Raw genomic sequence first — 14,679 nt, forward strand, 5'->3', positions numbered from 1 at the left:
GATCGAGCGCACCGCTTGGATCAGACCGAGAGAAACCGGTCATTCCAGGTTGCGCTTCCCCCATCCGTTGATAGCTTCCGCCGCCCGCGGGAGGAGGTTGTATGGACGATTCGAGTTCGCCCGGCCGGAGTGATGCGCAGCCGGAACTCGACCGCCTGTCGATCCTGCCGCGGCCGACCACGGCCGAGGGCGTGCGCGACCGACTGCTCGACATGATGCGCCGCGACCTCGTCGGCCCCTGCCCGGACCGCGACCCCGATCTCGCCCGCGAGGTGCTGGCCGGCGCGAGCCCCTCGACCTTCTATCTCACGGGCTTCCTCGGCCCGCGCCGCGGCGCGGGCGCCACGGCCGCGCGGGCGCCGGCGCGCGCCGCCAGTGAGGGGGCCGCCGAGGAGCAGGCCGAGCTGCGACTGGAAGAGCTGCGCGGCAGCGAGGCCATGGAGCAGGGCGCGACCGGGCGCGGCGTAGCGGCCGACGAGGGCGCGAACGAGCGCCCGCCGTCCCGCTCCTTCGAGCCCTCATCGCTCGGTCTCACCGTGCTGCTGCCCGAGGGCACGCGCGAGCTGCAGGCCCGCATCACCTGGGGCGACTACGTCACCGAGCCGCCCCTCGACCAAGCCGTGCTGCTGCCGGCCCGGCGCGAGGCCGCGATGGCCGCTGGCGAGCGGCCCCAGGAGCCCCGCAAGGAGACTCTGGCCTGGCGCCGCATCCCGCGCGAGGAGCGCGTGACCATTCCGCTCGGGGCGGCCCACGACGGCGAGACGCAGACCATCGACCTGTGGGACAGCGCTGCGCCGCAGGTGCCCGGCGGCTGCCTGCGGCTCGTCGTGTCGGCCCGCCCGACCCGCACGGCCGGGATCGACGGCGTGCGCAGCGACCTGCTCGCCGTCTCGGTGTTCCTGGTCAACGCGCGGCCGGAGGCGGTGCGCCGCTTCGGCGATGTCGCCTTCGCGTTCCAGGCGCGGCTGGAGCTGACCGCCGCCTCCGGCTTCGCGCCGCGCGACGACCGCGCCTCCTACGACGCGCAGGATTTCGACGCACGCCTCGCCGACCTCCATTACCGCGACGTGGCGTCCTACGCGGTCGGCCACAACACCTCGGGCGACTGGACGCCGCCGGACGCCGAGGGCCGGGTGACGCGAGTCTTCACCAACCCGATCCCGGTCCAGGACGTCGAGAAGCTCGGCGCAGACCTCGACGTCGCCGGCGTCGAGCGCGGCATGGAGAGGCTCGCCGAAGCGGCCCTCGACCCGGACGCGCTGGCGGCGGCTCTTGACGCCCTGCCGGCCGACTACGCGCGCTGGGCGGCCGGGCAGGCCGCGGTAGCCCTCGACGGGGCGCGGCGGCGGGATGTCGCCCGCGAATGCCTCGCCAACGTCGAGGCGGCGCGGCACCGCATCGCTGGCGGCATCGCTCACCTTCTCACCGACCCGCTCAGCCGCGAGGCCTTCGCGATCGCCAACCGTGTGATGGCGCGAGCCAACATCCAGCGTGCGACGGCGCAGAATGGTCAGCCGCCGAAGAGGCCGCCGAGCTGGCGCTTGTTCCAGCTCGCCTTCGTGCTGCTCAACCTCGAAGGGCTGGCCTCGCCGGCCCACCCCGACCGGCCGATCGTCGATCTCCTGTTCTTCCCCACCGGTGGCGGCAAGACCGAGGCATATCTCGGCCTCGCGGCCTTCGCGATCGCGCGACGGCGGCTCGCCAACCCGGGCCTTGCCGGCGCGGGTCTGTCGGTCGTCATGCGCTACACGCTGCGCCTGCTGACGCTCGACCAGCTCCAGCGCGCGGCCGGCCTCGTCTGCGCCCTGGAGCTCGAGCGGCAAGAGAAGGGGCGCCTCGGGACTTGGCCAATCGAGATCGGCCTCTGGGTCGGTGGCGGCGCGACGCCCAACACCTTCGGCTCCAGCAAGAGCCCGAAGGAGGGGACGGCAGTCCGCTGGCTGCAGGATCACAGGAAGGGAGGTCCCGCGCCGGCCCCCGTGAAGGACTGCCCCTGGTGCGGCACGCCTCTGCGCAAGGACAGCTTCCACATCCATCCCAACGTCGCGGCGCCGCAGCGGCTCGACATCACCTGCGACGGCCTCGAACGGGGTTGCCCCTTCACGGGGAAGCAGCGTCTGCCGGTCGTCGTGGTGGACGACGAAATCTACCGCCGCCTGCCGGCCTTCATGATCGCCACCGTCGACAAGTTCGCGGGCGTGCCGTGGGAGGGGCGCAGCGGCGCCTTCTTCGGCAACGTCCGCCGGGCCGACGAGCAGGGCTTCTATGGCGCCGAGGAGAAGACGGCTGGGCGTCCGCTGGAGGCGGAGCTGCGCCCCATCGACCTCGTCATCCAGGACGAGCTGCACCTCATCTCCGGCCCGCTCGGCACCGTCGCGGGTCTCTATGAGACCGCCTTCGACCTTCTGTCCTCGCGACAGGTGAACGGCGAGCGGCGCGGCCCCAAGATCGTCGCCTCGACCGCCACGGTGAGGCGCGCGGACGCGCAGATCCGCAACCTGTTCGGCCGCCACCGGACCGCGATCTTCCCGCCGCCGGGTGTCGGCCGGGACGACTCATTCTTCGCGGAGATCGACCGCGTCACTCCTTCACGCCTGTACGTCGGCATCGCGTCGCCGGGGCGAGGACCGAAGCTCGTCTTCTTGCGCACCCTGCAGACCCTGCTAGCAGGTGCGCAGGCGCTGTCGACGGGTGGTGGCAAGGACGACCCCGCCGACCCGTATCTGACGGCGCTCTGCTACTTCAACGCCCTGCGTGAGCTCGGGGGCGCGCGGCGCATCGTCGACGACGAGGTGCGCACGCATCTCACCACCTACGGCGTCGATCGCGTCCGCCGGGCGCCGGAGGGCCGGCCCTTCGCCGACCGCGTCCTGCGGGAGATCCAGGAGCTGACTTCGCGCTACAGCACCGACAAGGTCTCCGAGGCCCGCACACGCCTCGGCCTCCCCGTACGCGACAGGAACGCCGTGGACGTCGCCATGGCGACCAACATGATCTCGGTCGGCCTCGACATCGGCCGGCTCGGCCTCATGGTGGTCCAGGGGCAGCCCAAGACCGCGGCCGAGTACATCCAGGCGACATCGCGCGTCGGCCGCGTGGCCGAAAAACCCGGGCTCGTCGTGACGCTGCTCAACATCCACAAGCCGCGAGACCGGACGCATTACGAGCAGTTCCGCGCCTTCCACATGAGCTTCTATCGCGCCGTCGAGGCCACGAGCGTGACGCCCTTCGCGGGGCGCGCCCTCGACCGCGCGCTGGCCGCGACCCTCGTTGCGGGAGCGCGCCACGTCGAGCCGGCGCTGACGCCCCAGACGGGCGCCGAGCATCTCGCCGAGCACGTAAACGCCTTCGACGCCGTGAAGGCCATCGTGGCGGAGAAGATGGGCGTCGCCGGCCAGGACGCGGAAACCAGGCATCGCTGCCTCGCCCGCCTCGACGAGCTGCGGGATGCCTGGATCGAGATCGCCGACCGGCAGACCCGGAACGGCGACGCCTTCGTCTACGGCAAGGGCGATCCGGTGAAGCGCCTGCTTCAGGAGCCGCTCTCGCAAGGCGGCAACATCACCGGCAACAGGACGTGGTTCGAGGCGGGGCGGTCGATGCGGGACACGGAGCCAGTCTCGCTCCTGAAGCTCCGGAGCCCCGACGGCGCAGCATTCGAGAACTGACCCCGACATGGCCGACATCACTCAGAGCTTCAGCCAGCTGCTGTTGACCTATGGGCCGGGCGCGATGCTCGACTTGCCCGAACACGCCGTCGTTGTCGGAGGTCTGCAGGGTTGGCGCTACGCCGACTGGAAGCCGGTCGAAGAGGACCGTCTCGTGCCGCTCCTCAGGCAGCAGCTCGGCGACAAGCTCAGCCCGACCTTCCACGGCCTTCGGCAGCCGCCCGTCTACGACGAGGATCGCAAGGACAAGGGCGCGCCGGGCGTCGACGTCATGATCTTCCCGAGTTGGTTCACCGCGGACGACGTGAGAGCGGACGGGACTGCCGAACGGGGCGCAGAGCCCGGTCCGGCCCGGGCCGAGAAGCGTCGGCGCATGATCGAGTATCGCGACCTCGACGTCACCAAGGGCGGCAAGCTCTCCTACCAGGGCGAAGGCAAGAGGAGCGCCGTCAACCCGATCCGCTTCGTCGCGGCCTGTGCCGGCGGCCACCTCCAGGATATCGACTGGCGCGGGCTCGCCCATCGCGAGGGCGACCGGAACTGCCGCAAGGCGATGTTCTGGGTCGAGCGCGGCGTGAGTTCGGATCCGGCGGACATCTCCGTCCGCTGCACCTGCGGCGCGTCCGTCTCGCTCGGGGACCTCTACAAGCCCAAATTCCTCGGGCGATGCAGCTGCCACAGCCCCTGGCTCTATCCTCGGCGTCTTCCCGACGACACCTGCGACAAGGATCTGAGGCTGCTCCCCCGCTCGGCGACCAACACCTATTTCGCCCAGACGGTGACGGTGATCTCGCTCAGCAAGTCCGACAGCCGCGTGCGACAGGCGGTCCAAGAGCACCGCACAATGATTGATAAATTTCGCGCTCGCCTGCCGAACTGGCTCGATGCGCTCCGCACCATGCCGGTGACCGAGGAGGCCTTCGCGCCCTTCTCGGACAGCGAAATCCTGAATGCGGTCGAGGAGGGCGGCGCGGGGGCGGCGCAGGGCGCGGCCCATCCGAAGCTCGCCGAGTTCGACCTTCTCGCGTCGGGCCAGCGCTGGATCGGTCACGACGGCCCGTCCTCGTTCCTTTTCGCCGAAACGATCGACCGCGACCGCCTTGAGCTGACCGCTCCGTGGAATAAACTATTGCGGGGCGTCGTCAGGGTTCATCGGCTCCGCGAGGTGACCTGCCTTTACGGCTTCACCCGCCTGGAGCCGCCGCCCACCTCGGCCGAAAGCGACCTTGACGAGATCCAGCTCGCCGTCGATGGCGCCGACCTCGCCCGCAGCGTCGAGTGGCTCCCGGCCGTGGAGCAATTCGGCGAGGGCATCTTCCTCCACATCGCGCCCGAATTCCTGAAGACGTGGCTGCAGGCGCCGGACGTCATGCAGAGAGGGGAACATCTGAAGGCGGGCGAAGCACGCGATGCCGCCCGCTTCAATCGACCGCCCAAGCACCTCGGCACTGCCTACTGGGCGCTGCATTCCCTTTCGCACGCATTGCTGGCGGAATTGGCTTTGGACTGCGGTTACCCGCTCTCGTCCCTCAAGGAGCGCATCTACGCGAGTGGGACGGAGCAGACCGACCGCTTCGGCATCCTGATCTATACGTCAACTGCCGGCGGGCAGGGGACGCTCGGTGGCCTCAGCAGCATGGCCGATCGCGTCCCGGCTCTCCTCGCCGCCACGATGGCTAAACTGCGACTTTGTTCGAACGATCCGATCTGCGCCGAACACGGCCCAGACAGCGACCACGACGACAGGCCGCTGCATGGCGCCGCCTGTCATGCCTGCCTTCTCATTCCGGAGACATCCTGCGAGGCACGCAATACGCGCTTGGATCGCAGCCTTCTTGTTCGAACCGTTATTGATACGGCACCGCCGCTCTTCCCCGAAGAATTTCAAAATTAGGCAATTTTCCAGCAGAACCGAGTAAAATCATACATATTCACTTGCCGTATCTCAGCGGCGGGGCGCTGGTACTCACCGCTGGCATTGTCGCGCTCGGCCGCGAGCGCCAGCAGATGATCCTCGACGCCATCGCCGCCTTCGACCGGTTCGAGCCTGAAAACGACCCCTACGGGGAGCGCGACTTCGGCGCCATGGAAGCCGCGGGCGAGCGAGTATTCTGGAACATCGATTGCTTCGACCGCTCCGGCCGGTTCACCTCGCCCGACCCGGCCGACACCAGCGTCACAGCCCGCGTGCTCACCGTCATGCTCGCCAGGGAGCATTGAGGTGGCCGCTGCGATGGCTCGCGCTCCGTTGACCGAATGGCCAAGCGTGACGATTTCGCGCTCCCAGGGCATGGTGCACGGCTGAACAAGCGGCGTGCGAACTCGTGACCCAATCCGGACCCTCAAAGCGTCCGGTTTCGGCCTACACGGCGGCGGGCAACAACTTCGACACAGCGGCGACGATCTGCTGGAATGCGAGCGGCCTCTGCAAACGCGCGGCGCCGTCGACTTCGGCTGAAATGACCTCCCCTTCGTATCCCGTGGTGAAGTTGAAAGGGAGGCCCCAGTCCCTCAGCGTCTCCGCGAGCTTGAGCGCAGACCCCGCGCCGAGATTGATGTCGAGCACGGGCGCGTTGGGCCAATCTCCCAGAGTGTCGGTTTGTCGGTCCAAAAGGTCCCGGTACGACCGGTAAATGCCAAACTTGCCTCGACCGAGCTGGGGGGCCCCGAAAACCCGGAGTGCGGCAGCGCCAGCCGTGCCCGCGTCTTCCGGCGAAACACAAGACTCCGGAGATGCCCGGACGGAGACACCGTCGTCATCAGTCAGATGCCAGCGGTAGCGCTCGTGATGGTCTGGAAAGGTTTCGACGGTGACGGCGATTGGGGGCGGGATCGTCCATGGTCTGCGCTTTCGGCGTGCGGCCTCAAACTGAAGGGGCGGCCCGCGGCGGGCCGCCCCCCGGAGTGGTCGTCAGCTGTCGGCCTTCGCGCCGCTGAGCGTCAGGTCAAGATAGGTCTTGGTGACCGGCTCGATCAGCGCGGCGATCGCCTCTGCGGCCTTCGTCTCCTCATCGACCGCGGCACGGAAGAAGGCGACCTGATCGGTCTTGCCAGCCCGCTCGGCGATCACCGCGAGCGAGCGATAGGCGGCGACCTGATCGTACTGGTAGGCGTAGCCCGCGTAGAGGTTCTTCAGCGTCTCGTCCTGCGCGGTGGCGTGGACGGCCGCGCCGATGGAGCCGGCCACGCTCGTGACGGTTTCTTTGAGCGTCGAGCGGCTCTCACCGATCGCCTCCAGCGCCGTGTCGAGGCGATCGATCTGCACCTTCGTGGTCTCGACATGGCGGCGCAGGACGGCCGCGTAGTCAGGGTAGCGTTCGAGGCCGGAGAGCTGACGCTCCATCTGCTCCAGGCCCTGCTTCTCGAGGGCGCGCGTATTGCGAAGGGCACCCGCGTAGATCGTGCCGATGTCGGTCGTGGCCATGCTGTCGTCGCTCCGGATATTTTTGCGATCCGGCGGCCAACCCAGGTAAAATACGGCTGTTTCCCACCCTTCGCTGCGACGGAAGCGCCCTGCCGAGCCTCGCCCTTCGACACCGGCCGCTCTCGTCCGACGGGATAGATACTGCGCGGCGCAGGCCGCGGCGGAGCCTCCATGCGTCAAGTGGCGCCGCAACCCGGCCGCAGGGGCTCCGGTTGCCGCCCGACATCGACAACGTCATCGTCGGAGGCACATCGCATGTCTGAGACCAGCCACAGCCGATCCGCCAAGTCCCAGAAGGCCGAAGAGGTGCAGGCCGCCGGCAGCGCCAAGGCCGGGGCCGGCCATCCGGACGTCACCGAAGGCGGCCCGGCCCCATCTCCGACCGAGGGCAAGGGGCATCCGAAGCCCGCAGCCTCCACCGCCGACACCGACGGCTCGCCCGAGGCCGGCACGTCGTCGGCCACCGCCGGCAAGGCCGAGAAGCTGGCCGCCGCCGAGAACGCGGCCCTGACCAAGGATCAGCACGGCCGCGGGCGGCGCAAGGCGGAGGAGGCGTGAGCCGGATCGTCCGGGGCGGTCTCGCGTGAGCACGCTCGCCGCGCATGGGGCCGCCTTCACTGAAGCCGTCTCCGGCTTCGGTCCGGGTGCCCCCGTCATCCTCTGTCACGACGATGCCGACGGGCTGTCGGCGGGTGCCCTCCTGTGGCGGGCGCTGGCCCGCGCCGGCCATGAACCCGGGCCGGTTCGGGTGATCGGGCGCGGCGAATCGGCGTGGTCACCGGCGATCCGCGATGAACTCGCCGCGCTCGCCCCCGCGGGCCTCGTCGTGACCGATCTCGGCGTGCAGGCCGACACCATCCTGCCGGGCGTGCCGACGGTGCTCGTCGATCATCACGTGCCGCGCTCCTGGCCCGAAGCCTCCGAGGCCACCGTGATCAGCGGCCATGCCGACGCGCCGATCCCGACCTCCAGCCTGCTGGCTCACGCCTGCGCCGCGGCGCTCGGGGCGGCGGACGATCTCGCATGGCTCGCCGGCATCGGCCTCGTCGGCGATCTCGGCGAGCGGGCGGCGAGCGCCGACTTCCCCGAGACCATGGGCCCGCTGCGCAAGGCGCACACCGCCCGGGCACTGCGCGAGGCGGTCAGCCTCGTCAACGCGCCGCGCCGCTCGGCCTCGGGCGATGCCGGGCCGGCGCTGCGGATGCTGCTGCGGGCGGACGGGCCCCGTGACATCGTCGCCGGCACGGATCCGGACGCGGCGGCGCTGCACGCCGCCCGGGCGGAGGTGAAGGCGGCGCTAGAGGCCGCCCGCGCCGTTCCGCCGCTCTTTGCCGGTCCGGTCGCCCTGATCCGCTGCGACTCGCCCTGCCAGATCCATCCGCTCGTCGCGCAATCCTGGACGCTCCGCCTGCGGCGACAGGTGGTGATCGGCGCCAATGCGGGTTTCCGTGCCGGCTACGTCCACTTCGCGGCGCGCAGTCTGGGCGTCCCGGACCTGATCGGCTTCCTGGAGGAGCGCGCACCGCCGCTCGGGCCGGACGACCAGTTCGCGCAGGGGCACCGCCGCGCCACCGGCGGCCAGGTGCGGGTCGGAACCTGGAACCGGTTCGCCGCGCAACTCGGCTTCGGGCCGGAGGCGCAGGTCCCGTGAGGCGCCGCGCGCTGATCGTCGGGGCCTCGCGCGGGCTCGGTCTCGGGCTGGCGGCGCGGTTCCTGGCCTGCGGCTGGGACGTCACCGCCACGGTGCGGCGGCCCTCGCAGGCCCTCGCCGACCTCGCCGCCGCCGGTGCCCTGCGGATCGAGGCGGACGTCGACATCGACGACGATGGAGCGGTCGCCGATCTCCGCGCGCGGCTGGCGCAGGCGCCGGACTTCGACCTCGTCTTCGTCGTGGCCGGCATCGCCACGCAGGCCGGCACGCCCGCTTCCCTCCTGCCGCGGGAGGTCGTCGGCGCGGTGTTTCAGACCAATGCGGTAAGCCCGATCCGCTTCGCCGAGGCCTTCCATCGCCGGGTGGCGCCGGGCGGGCTGATCGTACTGATGACCTCGAAGCTCGGCTCGGTCTCGCTGAACCGCGGCGGCGGCTGGAGCAGCTACCGGGCGAGCAAGGCGGCGCTCAACACCCTCGCGCGCTCCTTCGCCGGCCAGCACAAGGGAGCGGATTGGGGCGTCGTGCTCATGCATCCGGGCTGGGTGCGCACCGATCTCGGCGGACGGCGCGCCACCCTCGACGTCGAGACCAGCGCGCGCGGCATGGTCGCCGTTCTGGAATCCCGCCTCGGCCAGCGCGGCTGCGTCTACCTCGACCATGCCGGGGAGACGGTGCCCTGGTGAGGGGACGCGCCGATTCTGGGCTCGCTCCGGAGCGGCTGCGGCATCGGCGCCTGCGAACCCGAGCGAGATCCGCAGGTTGATCGCGCATGAGCGCATCCGAGCCGACCGCAGCTTCCTTCGACACCGCCGAGGTGATTGCCGCGCGCCGCCGCGAGATGGCGGTGGAGCACATCCTGTTCGGCGCCCTGCGCCATCTCGCCGGCCGCCATCCCGAAATGCTGGACGAACTCGAAGCCAGCCTGCCCCATCTCTGGGATCGATCGGAAGGCACGGCGCGCGACGACGAGGCGGTGCGTGAGATCGCCCGACGATTCATCAGGAGCCTGCGGGCCGAGGCCTGACGCGCCGGCGTGAGGTGCCAGCCCAGGCCGCGTGGACCGATCCGCGGGCCGTGTCGGGCTTGGACGCGCCGATGAAGATCACGACGGGGCCGTGGGCGTCGCGCCGGGGATCGTAGAAATCGAGCAGGCCCGGCGCGATGGCCTGGAAGAAGCGCGGGTGCAGGCCATCGCGGCGGAGCAGGTGGTCGATCACGACCTGATCGCCGTGCACGGCGTTCGGCACCGGGCCGCAGGAGCCGGCCGCCATCCAGCGCTCGGGCTCGGCCGCGAAGCGGGCGTAGAGCCCGGCGAGGGCATCGCCGTTCCAGCGCAGAAGGGCGCTGGAGAGGCGGCCCTTGTGGAAGTAGTCCTCCATCGCCGCGAGGCCGGGCTCGGCCAGGGGGGCGGCCAAGGCGTCGGCGGGGCCGGTGAAGACGGTGTCGAGATCGCACAGCAGCGTCGTGCCGTCCGTGAGGCCGGGGCGGAACGCCTCCATCTTCGCCCACCAGGCCGGCCAATCGTGGCGCAGGGGCACCCGCTCGACGCCCGGAACGGTGAGCGGAAGATCGGTGAGGCAGAGGATGCGCGTGAAGGCCGGCGCGTGGCGGCGCACGCCGCGGGCGAGCCGCTCGACCCAGGTCGCGTCGTAGCGACCGCCGCCCTTCAGCACCGTGATCAGCGTGGGCATGGGGCGCTTTCGAGGGGGTGGAGGTGCAGGCGTCCGGCCGCTTCGTGTTCCGCGAACCACGCGCGCTCGGCCGCCCAGGGATGGCCGGGCCAGCCGTCGAAGCCGAAGCCGAAGGCCTGGACCGGGGCGGCCCCGTGTCCGCGCGCGAGCAGGAGCGCCAGCGTCACGAGGAAGCCGGTGCTCGGGTTCGGGCGGCCTTGCGTGCGGGGCGCGAGCAGATCGCGCGCCCGCTCGTGCAGCGCCTCCGGCAGGACGTGGACCGGGCGGCCCGTCGGGCGCAGCAGGGCCAGGGCCTCGCGGGTCCAGCAGATCGGCTCGGGGCGGTTGTGCTCGTCCGGCAGCATCGGGAAGGGCAGGATGAAGGCCTGCGCCGCCCGGACCACCGGGCGTTCCAGGAAGTGCCGGTCCTCCAGCCATTCGCGCATCTGGCCGCCGCGGTTGACCAGGGCGAGATGCGTGACGCGGGCACCCGTGGCGCCGCCGAAACCGGCGGCGTTGTTGAAGCGCACGACGCACTCCGCGGCATCGATCGCCGCCGCCGCGCCGGTCCCCGGTGCGTTGCCGACGACGGCCAGCGACGCGGTCGCCGCGGCAGCCGCCGGTTCCGATCGGAAGAGAGGGATGTCGGGGGGCACGGGCGTCGGGGGCTCGGTGAGATCGTGCGGGGAACCGCCAAGGTCGGGCGCCGGTTCGATGCATCCGGATGCACGCGCCGCCGCAGGGGACACCGTTCGACGTGACGACCATGCGCCGGTGCTTCGTCTGCGCGGCCGACATGCTGAGCCCGAGCGAGCGGCACCTGACCTTTTCGGACGGGCGTCGGCGCGCCTTCGCGCTCGCCTGCGGTTCCTGCGGCGTCCTGCTCGACGGGCAAGCGGACGCCGCCCGCTGCCGCGCGCATCTGAGGGCGGCGCTGGCCGGGGAGACCTTCGTGTCCGACGAACAGGCGCCCTACGGGCTCGACCTCTACACGCTGCGCATCGCCGCGACCGGGCAAGGCCGCGGCATCCGCCCGCTCGACGCGGCGGATCGGGCCGCTCTGCTGCATCCGCATGCGGAGCGGGCCGCGCGGGCCGCGTTGTACGACTTGGACCGTGCGGGGACGCCGCCCGTCTCCCTCGGGCTGCTGTGCCGCCCGTTCGAGCTCGACGGGGTGCTGGCCGGTCTGTCGGCGCAGGCGGGCTGGAGCGACGACGTGGCGATCCTGCTCGATGCCGCGGCGGCCCCGCCGCGGGCGGTGGCGGTCTCGGGGTTCGCCGAGGGTGCGGTGCGGGTGGCGGCCCGGCCGCTCTCGGGCGACTTCGCCGCGCAGCGCAACGCGCTGCAGCGGCTCGCCCGGTACCCGTGGATGCTGCAGCTCGATGCCGACGAGAGCCTCGCGCCCGCTGCCGGCCGGGTGCTGCCCGCGCTGGCGGCGATGGCCGAGGCCGGCGACGTGCGCTCGATCGGGCTGGCGCGGGAGAACCGCGTCGACGGCGTTCTCGCGGACGTTTTTCCGGACGTGCAGTACCGGCTCAACCGCCGCGACGTGACGTACGCCGGACGCGTCCACGAGCGGCCGCTGCTCGCGGGCGGGTGGCGCGAGAGCTTCATCACCCTGCACGGCGCGATCGAGCATCGTCTGAGCCGTGCCCATGTCGAGGCCCGCTCGCGCCGCTACGAGGCGATAGACCCTGGCCGAGGCCGTCTGGAAGAGACGGAAGCGCTGCTGCGCCCCTACCGCGACTGAGAGCCAGCTCGGCCGGATGCTCCCATCCAATCCCCTCATCCTGAGGTGCGGAGCGAAGCGGAGCCTCGAAGGTGGGCTCCAGGGATCGCGCGTCTACTGGAGCCCTCCTTCGAGGCTGCTGCGCAGCACCTCAGGATGAGGGGGTTTGTTGGGATGAGCCTGTCGAACAGGCGCTGAGTCCTGGATTCCAAAGGTCGAGACCTTTGGTGGGTCCAGGGCAAAGCCCTGGTGGTTCGGCAAAGCCGATCATCTCCTTCTCGCGGCCTCATACAGCGCCAGGGTCTCCCGCCCGAGCCTCGCCCGATCGAAACGCCCGGCCGCCGCCAGCGCGCGGGCGCGGTAGGCGCGGCGCAACACGGGATCGACGAGAAGAGGGCGTACGGCGTCGGCCAGCGCCGGACCGGTGGCGGCCCGCGCCAGCGGCCCCGCCCCCGGTTCGCCGACGAAGGCGCGGGCGCTCGCATCCTCGGCGCAGGCGACCACCGGCCGGCCGTAGGCCATGGCCTCCTGATACACGAGGCCGAAGCTCTCGTAGCGCGAGGGGGCCAGCACGGCGTGAGCCTCGGCATAGGCCTGCGCCAAAGCCGCCGCGTCGATCCGGCCGCGGGCGCGGATGCGCTGGCGCGCGGCCTCGGACAGACCCGGCGGTAGGTCGCCCGGCGGCACACCGACGAGGTCGAGCCGGAACGGCGGCAGGGCGCCCCGCGCCTGCTCTTCGGCCAGGATCGCGACCGCAGCCAGCAGCGCGTCGAAGCCTTTCCGCAATTCCGCACGGCCGACGAAGAGCAGGTGCAGAGGCGTGTCCGTGTCCGGGTAGGCGGCGGCGCGGGCACTTCGAACAATCTCCGGCGGCAGGCTGAGGCCGATGACGGCGGCGGGCTGCCGTCCGGTGAGGTGATAGGCCTGGGCGATCACCGCCTCATGCGCTTCGGTGTTGGCGATGAGCCCGGCACTGCCCCTGGCCTGCCGCCGCTCCAGCGCGTCGGCGGCGCGGCCGTCGAGGCGGTCACGCACGCTCGCCTCGCCCCCGCGGGTGAAGGCGGCGGGCGTCGAGCTTCGCGTCACGAGCGGCAGGTCGCGCCGGCCCGCCAGCAGCACGGCGGGCGCGTACCAGTTCGTCGCCTCGACCACGTCGAAGGGCGCCTGCGCATGGGCCGCCAGGACCGCCCGGCGGAAGGCTGCGGGCGCCGCGAGATGCCCGAGCGCCCCCCACAGGCGCAGGCGCGCCAGCCCGCCGCCGGGCGGCAGCGCGAGGCCTTGGACCGTGACGCCGCCGGCCCGCGCCCGGCCGGTGCGGTCGAGGGTGAAGACGGTCACGTCCGCGCCGGCCTCGACGAGGCTTTCGGCGATCTCGCGGGCGGCGGTCGAGAGCCCGCTCGGGGCCGGCGGGTAATCCCAGGCCAGGAGAGCGACGCGCATCAGGCGGCAAGGAGACGCTGGTAAATCGCGAGGTAGTCGCGGGCCATGCGCTCGGACGTGAAGCGCGCCTCGAAGCGGCGACGCACCTGCGAGCGGTCGAGCCCGTCGATCCGGGCCAAAGCCGCGACCGCCTCGTCCTCCGAGGCGACGACGAAGCCCGTCACCCCGTCCTCGACGATCTCGGGGACCGAGCCGTTGTTCCAGGCGATCACCGGGGTGCCGTGGGCCATCGCTTCGATCATCACGAGGCCGAAGGGTTCGGGCCAGTCGATCGGGAACAGCAGCGCGCGGGCCCCGCCGAGCAGGTCGCTCTTCGCGCGATCGTCCACGGGGCCGAGATAGCTGGCATCGGATCCCAGCAGGGGGCGCACTCTGCGCTCGAAATAATCCGGGTTGCCGACATCGATCGTGCCGCCGAGCCGGATCGGAAGCCCGGCGGCGCGGGCGGTGCGGATCGCCACGTCCGGCCGCTTCTGGTCGGTCATCCGGCCGACGAAGGCGACGTGTCGGCCCGGATCGCGGGACAGCGCGTAGCGGTCCCCGGCGAGGCCGTGATGGACGACGCCCGCCCGGTTGGCCGGCGGGATGCCGGCCTCCTGCGCCGCCGAGATCGCCGCCACCGGCAGGTCGGGAAAGCCGGCGAAGAACAGCGCGCGGTCGAGTTCGTCCACGCGCCAGTGCACCGTGGTGAGGCTGTGGCGCCGACGCGATCCGAGGAGCGCCGCATGGGCGAACTCGCCGTGGGCATGCACGATGTCGAAGTCGCCGAGCCGCAGGCGCAGGGCCTCCAATTGCAGGGCGTCGAGGGCGGCCGGCACGCCGGGCGCGACCCGGCCGAACTGGTGCTCCAGGGCCGCCAGACTGGGATGATCCCCGACGCGCGGAAGGTCGGTCACGCTGTCGCAGGGCGCGAACAGCGTCACATCGACGCCGAGCTTTTGTAAGGAAACGGACAGATCGTGCACGATCCGCTCAGTGCCGCCGTGATGTTGCGGCGGAACAGGAAAGATATTCGGAGCGACCTGTGCGACGCGCAGCAACAATTCCACCTACATATGATGTGACCCGTGCAGGACGATCCGGTCCATAGACCTTCC

The 14,679-nt window shown here is 71.3% G+C and carries 14 protein-coding genes; 8 read left to right on the top strand and 6 right to left on the bottom strand.

Annotation, left to right across the window (positions count from 1 at the left end):
• Positions 1-101 precede the first annotated feature (101 nt).
• From drmA to ACPCJR_RS07240, 3 genes are read left to right on the top strand one after another with little or no spacing between them, the layout of a single operon-like run.
• Complete coding sequence (gene drmA, locus ACPCJR_RS07230) at positions 102-3,668, top strand: DISARM system helicase DrmA (RefSeq protein WP_391511371.1); 3,567 nt, start codon at positions 102-104, stop codon at positions 3,666-3,668.
• 7 nt (positions 3,669-3,675) lie between these two features.
• Entirely contained in the window at positions 3,676-5,562 is a 1,887-nt protein-coding gene (drmB, locus tag ACPCJR_RS07235; RefSeq protein ID WP_391511370.1) for a DrmB family protein, read from the top strand.
• 41 nt (positions 5,563-5,603) lie between these two features.
• Positions 5,604-5,888: a DUF3768 domain-containing protein gene (locus ACPCJR_RS07240; RefSeq protein ID WP_391511369.1), complete on the top strand. Its 285-nt coding sequence runs from the start codon at positions 5,604-5,606 to the stop codon at positions 5,886-5,888.
• A 142-nt stretch (positions 5,889-6,030) separates the two neighbouring features.
• On the opposite strand, the gene ACPCJR_RS07245 is transcribed toward ACPCJR_RS07240, so the two are convergent.
• Positions 6,031-6,234 (bottom strand): hypothetical protein, encoded by a 204-nt coding sequence (locus tag ACPCJR_RS07245; protein WP_391511368.1) that lies wholly within the window; start codon positions 6,232-6,234, stop codon positions 6,031-6,033.
• A 345-nt stretch (positions 6,235-6,579) separates the two neighbouring features.
• Positions 6,580-7,092, bottom strand: a complete 513-nt coding sequence (locus tag ACPCJR_RS07250; protein ID WP_391511367.1) for a DUF892 family protein — start codon at positions 7,090-7,092, stop codon at positions 6,580-6,582.
• A gap of 255 nt (positions 7,093-7,347) precedes the next feature.
• Between ACPCJR_RS07250 and ACPCJR_RS07255 the strand changes: the two genes are divergently transcribed.
• The 4 genes from ACPCJR_RS07255 to ACPCJR_RS07270 all read left to right on the top strand — a co-directional run bounded on the left by ACPCJR_RS07255 (position 7,348) and on the right by ACPCJR_RS07270 (position 9,767).
• Entirely contained in the window at positions 7,348-7,650 is a 303-nt protein-coding gene (locus ACPCJR_RS07255) for a hypothetical protein (RefSeq protein WP_391511366.1), read from the top strand.
• A gap of 25 nt (positions 7,651-7,675) precedes the next feature.
• Complete coding sequence (locus tag ACPCJR_RS07260) at positions 7,676-8,743, top strand: phosphoesterase (RefSeq protein WP_391511365.1); 1,068 nt, start codon at positions 7,676-7,678, stop codon at positions 8,741-8,743.
• A complete protein-coding gene (locus ACPCJR_RS07265; protein WP_391511364.1) occupies positions 8,740-9,426 on the top strand; it encodes an SDR family NAD(P)-dependent oxidoreductase in 687 nt (228 codons plus the stop codon). The genes ACPCJR_RS07260 and ACPCJR_RS07265 overlap by 4 nt, the downstream gene beginning before the upstream one ends.
• Before the next feature lie 86 nt (positions 9,427-9,512).
• Positions 9,513-9,767: a hypothetical protein gene (locus ACPCJR_RS07270; RefSeq protein ID WP_391511363.1), complete on the top strand. Its 255-nt coding sequence runs from the start codon at positions 9,513-9,515 to the stop codon at positions 9,765-9,767.
• On the opposite strand, the gene ACPCJR_RS07275 is transcribed toward ACPCJR_RS07270, so the two are convergent.
• Positions 9,742-10,434 carry a hypothetical protein gene (locus ACPCJR_RS07275; protein WP_391511362.1) on the bottom strand — a complete coding sequence of 231 codons (693 nt, stop codon included), beginning with the start codon at positions 10,432-10,434 and terminating at the stop codon, positions 9,742-9,744. The genes ACPCJR_RS07270 and ACPCJR_RS07275 overlap by 26 nt on opposite strands.
• On the bottom strand, positions 10,422-11,069 hold the full coding sequence (locus ACPCJR_RS07280) for a hypothetical protein (RefSeq protein WP_391511361.1): 648 nt from the start codon (positions 11,067-11,069) through the stop codon (positions 10,422-10,424). Before ACPCJR_RS07280 ends, ACPCJR_RS07275 begins: the two co-directional genes overlap by 13 nt.
• Before the next feature lie 110 nt (positions 11,070-11,179).
• Between ACPCJR_RS07280 and ACPCJR_RS07285 the strand changes: the two genes are divergently transcribed.
• Positions 11,180-12,163, top strand: coding sequence for a hypothetical protein (locus ACPCJR_RS07285; RefSeq protein ID WP_391511652.1), 984 nt, complete (start codon positions 11,180-11,182; stop codon positions 12,161-12,163).
• Positions 12,164-12,409: 246 nt separating this feature from the next.
• On the opposite strand, the gene ACPCJR_RS07290 is transcribed toward ACPCJR_RS07285, so the two are convergent.
• Together ACPCJR_RS07290 and ACPCJR_RS07295 are read right to left on the bottom strand one after the other, a co-directional pair.
• Positions 12,410-13,582 carry a glycosyltransferase family 4 protein gene (locus ACPCJR_RS07290; RefSeq protein WP_391511360.1) on the bottom strand — a complete coding sequence of 391 codons (1,173 nt, stop codon included), beginning with the start codon at positions 13,580-13,582 and terminating at the stop codon, positions 12,410-12,412.
• Positions 13,582-14,622 (bottom strand): glycosyltransferase family 4 protein, encoded by a 1,041-nt coding sequence (locus tag ACPCJR_RS07295; RefSeq protein WP_391511359.1) that lies wholly within the window; start codon positions 14,620-14,622, stop codon positions 13,582-13,584. Before ACPCJR_RS07295 ends, ACPCJR_RS07290 begins: the two co-directional genes overlap by 1 nt.
• Positions 14,623-14,679: the final 57 nt, after the last annotated feature.

It is taken from the genome of Methylobacterium sp. NPDC097929 (genome assembly GCF_049543375.1).
In the GTDB taxonomy this organism is placed as follows: Bacteria; Pseudomonadota; Alphaproteobacteria; order Rhizobiales; family Beijerinckiaceae; genus Methylobacterium.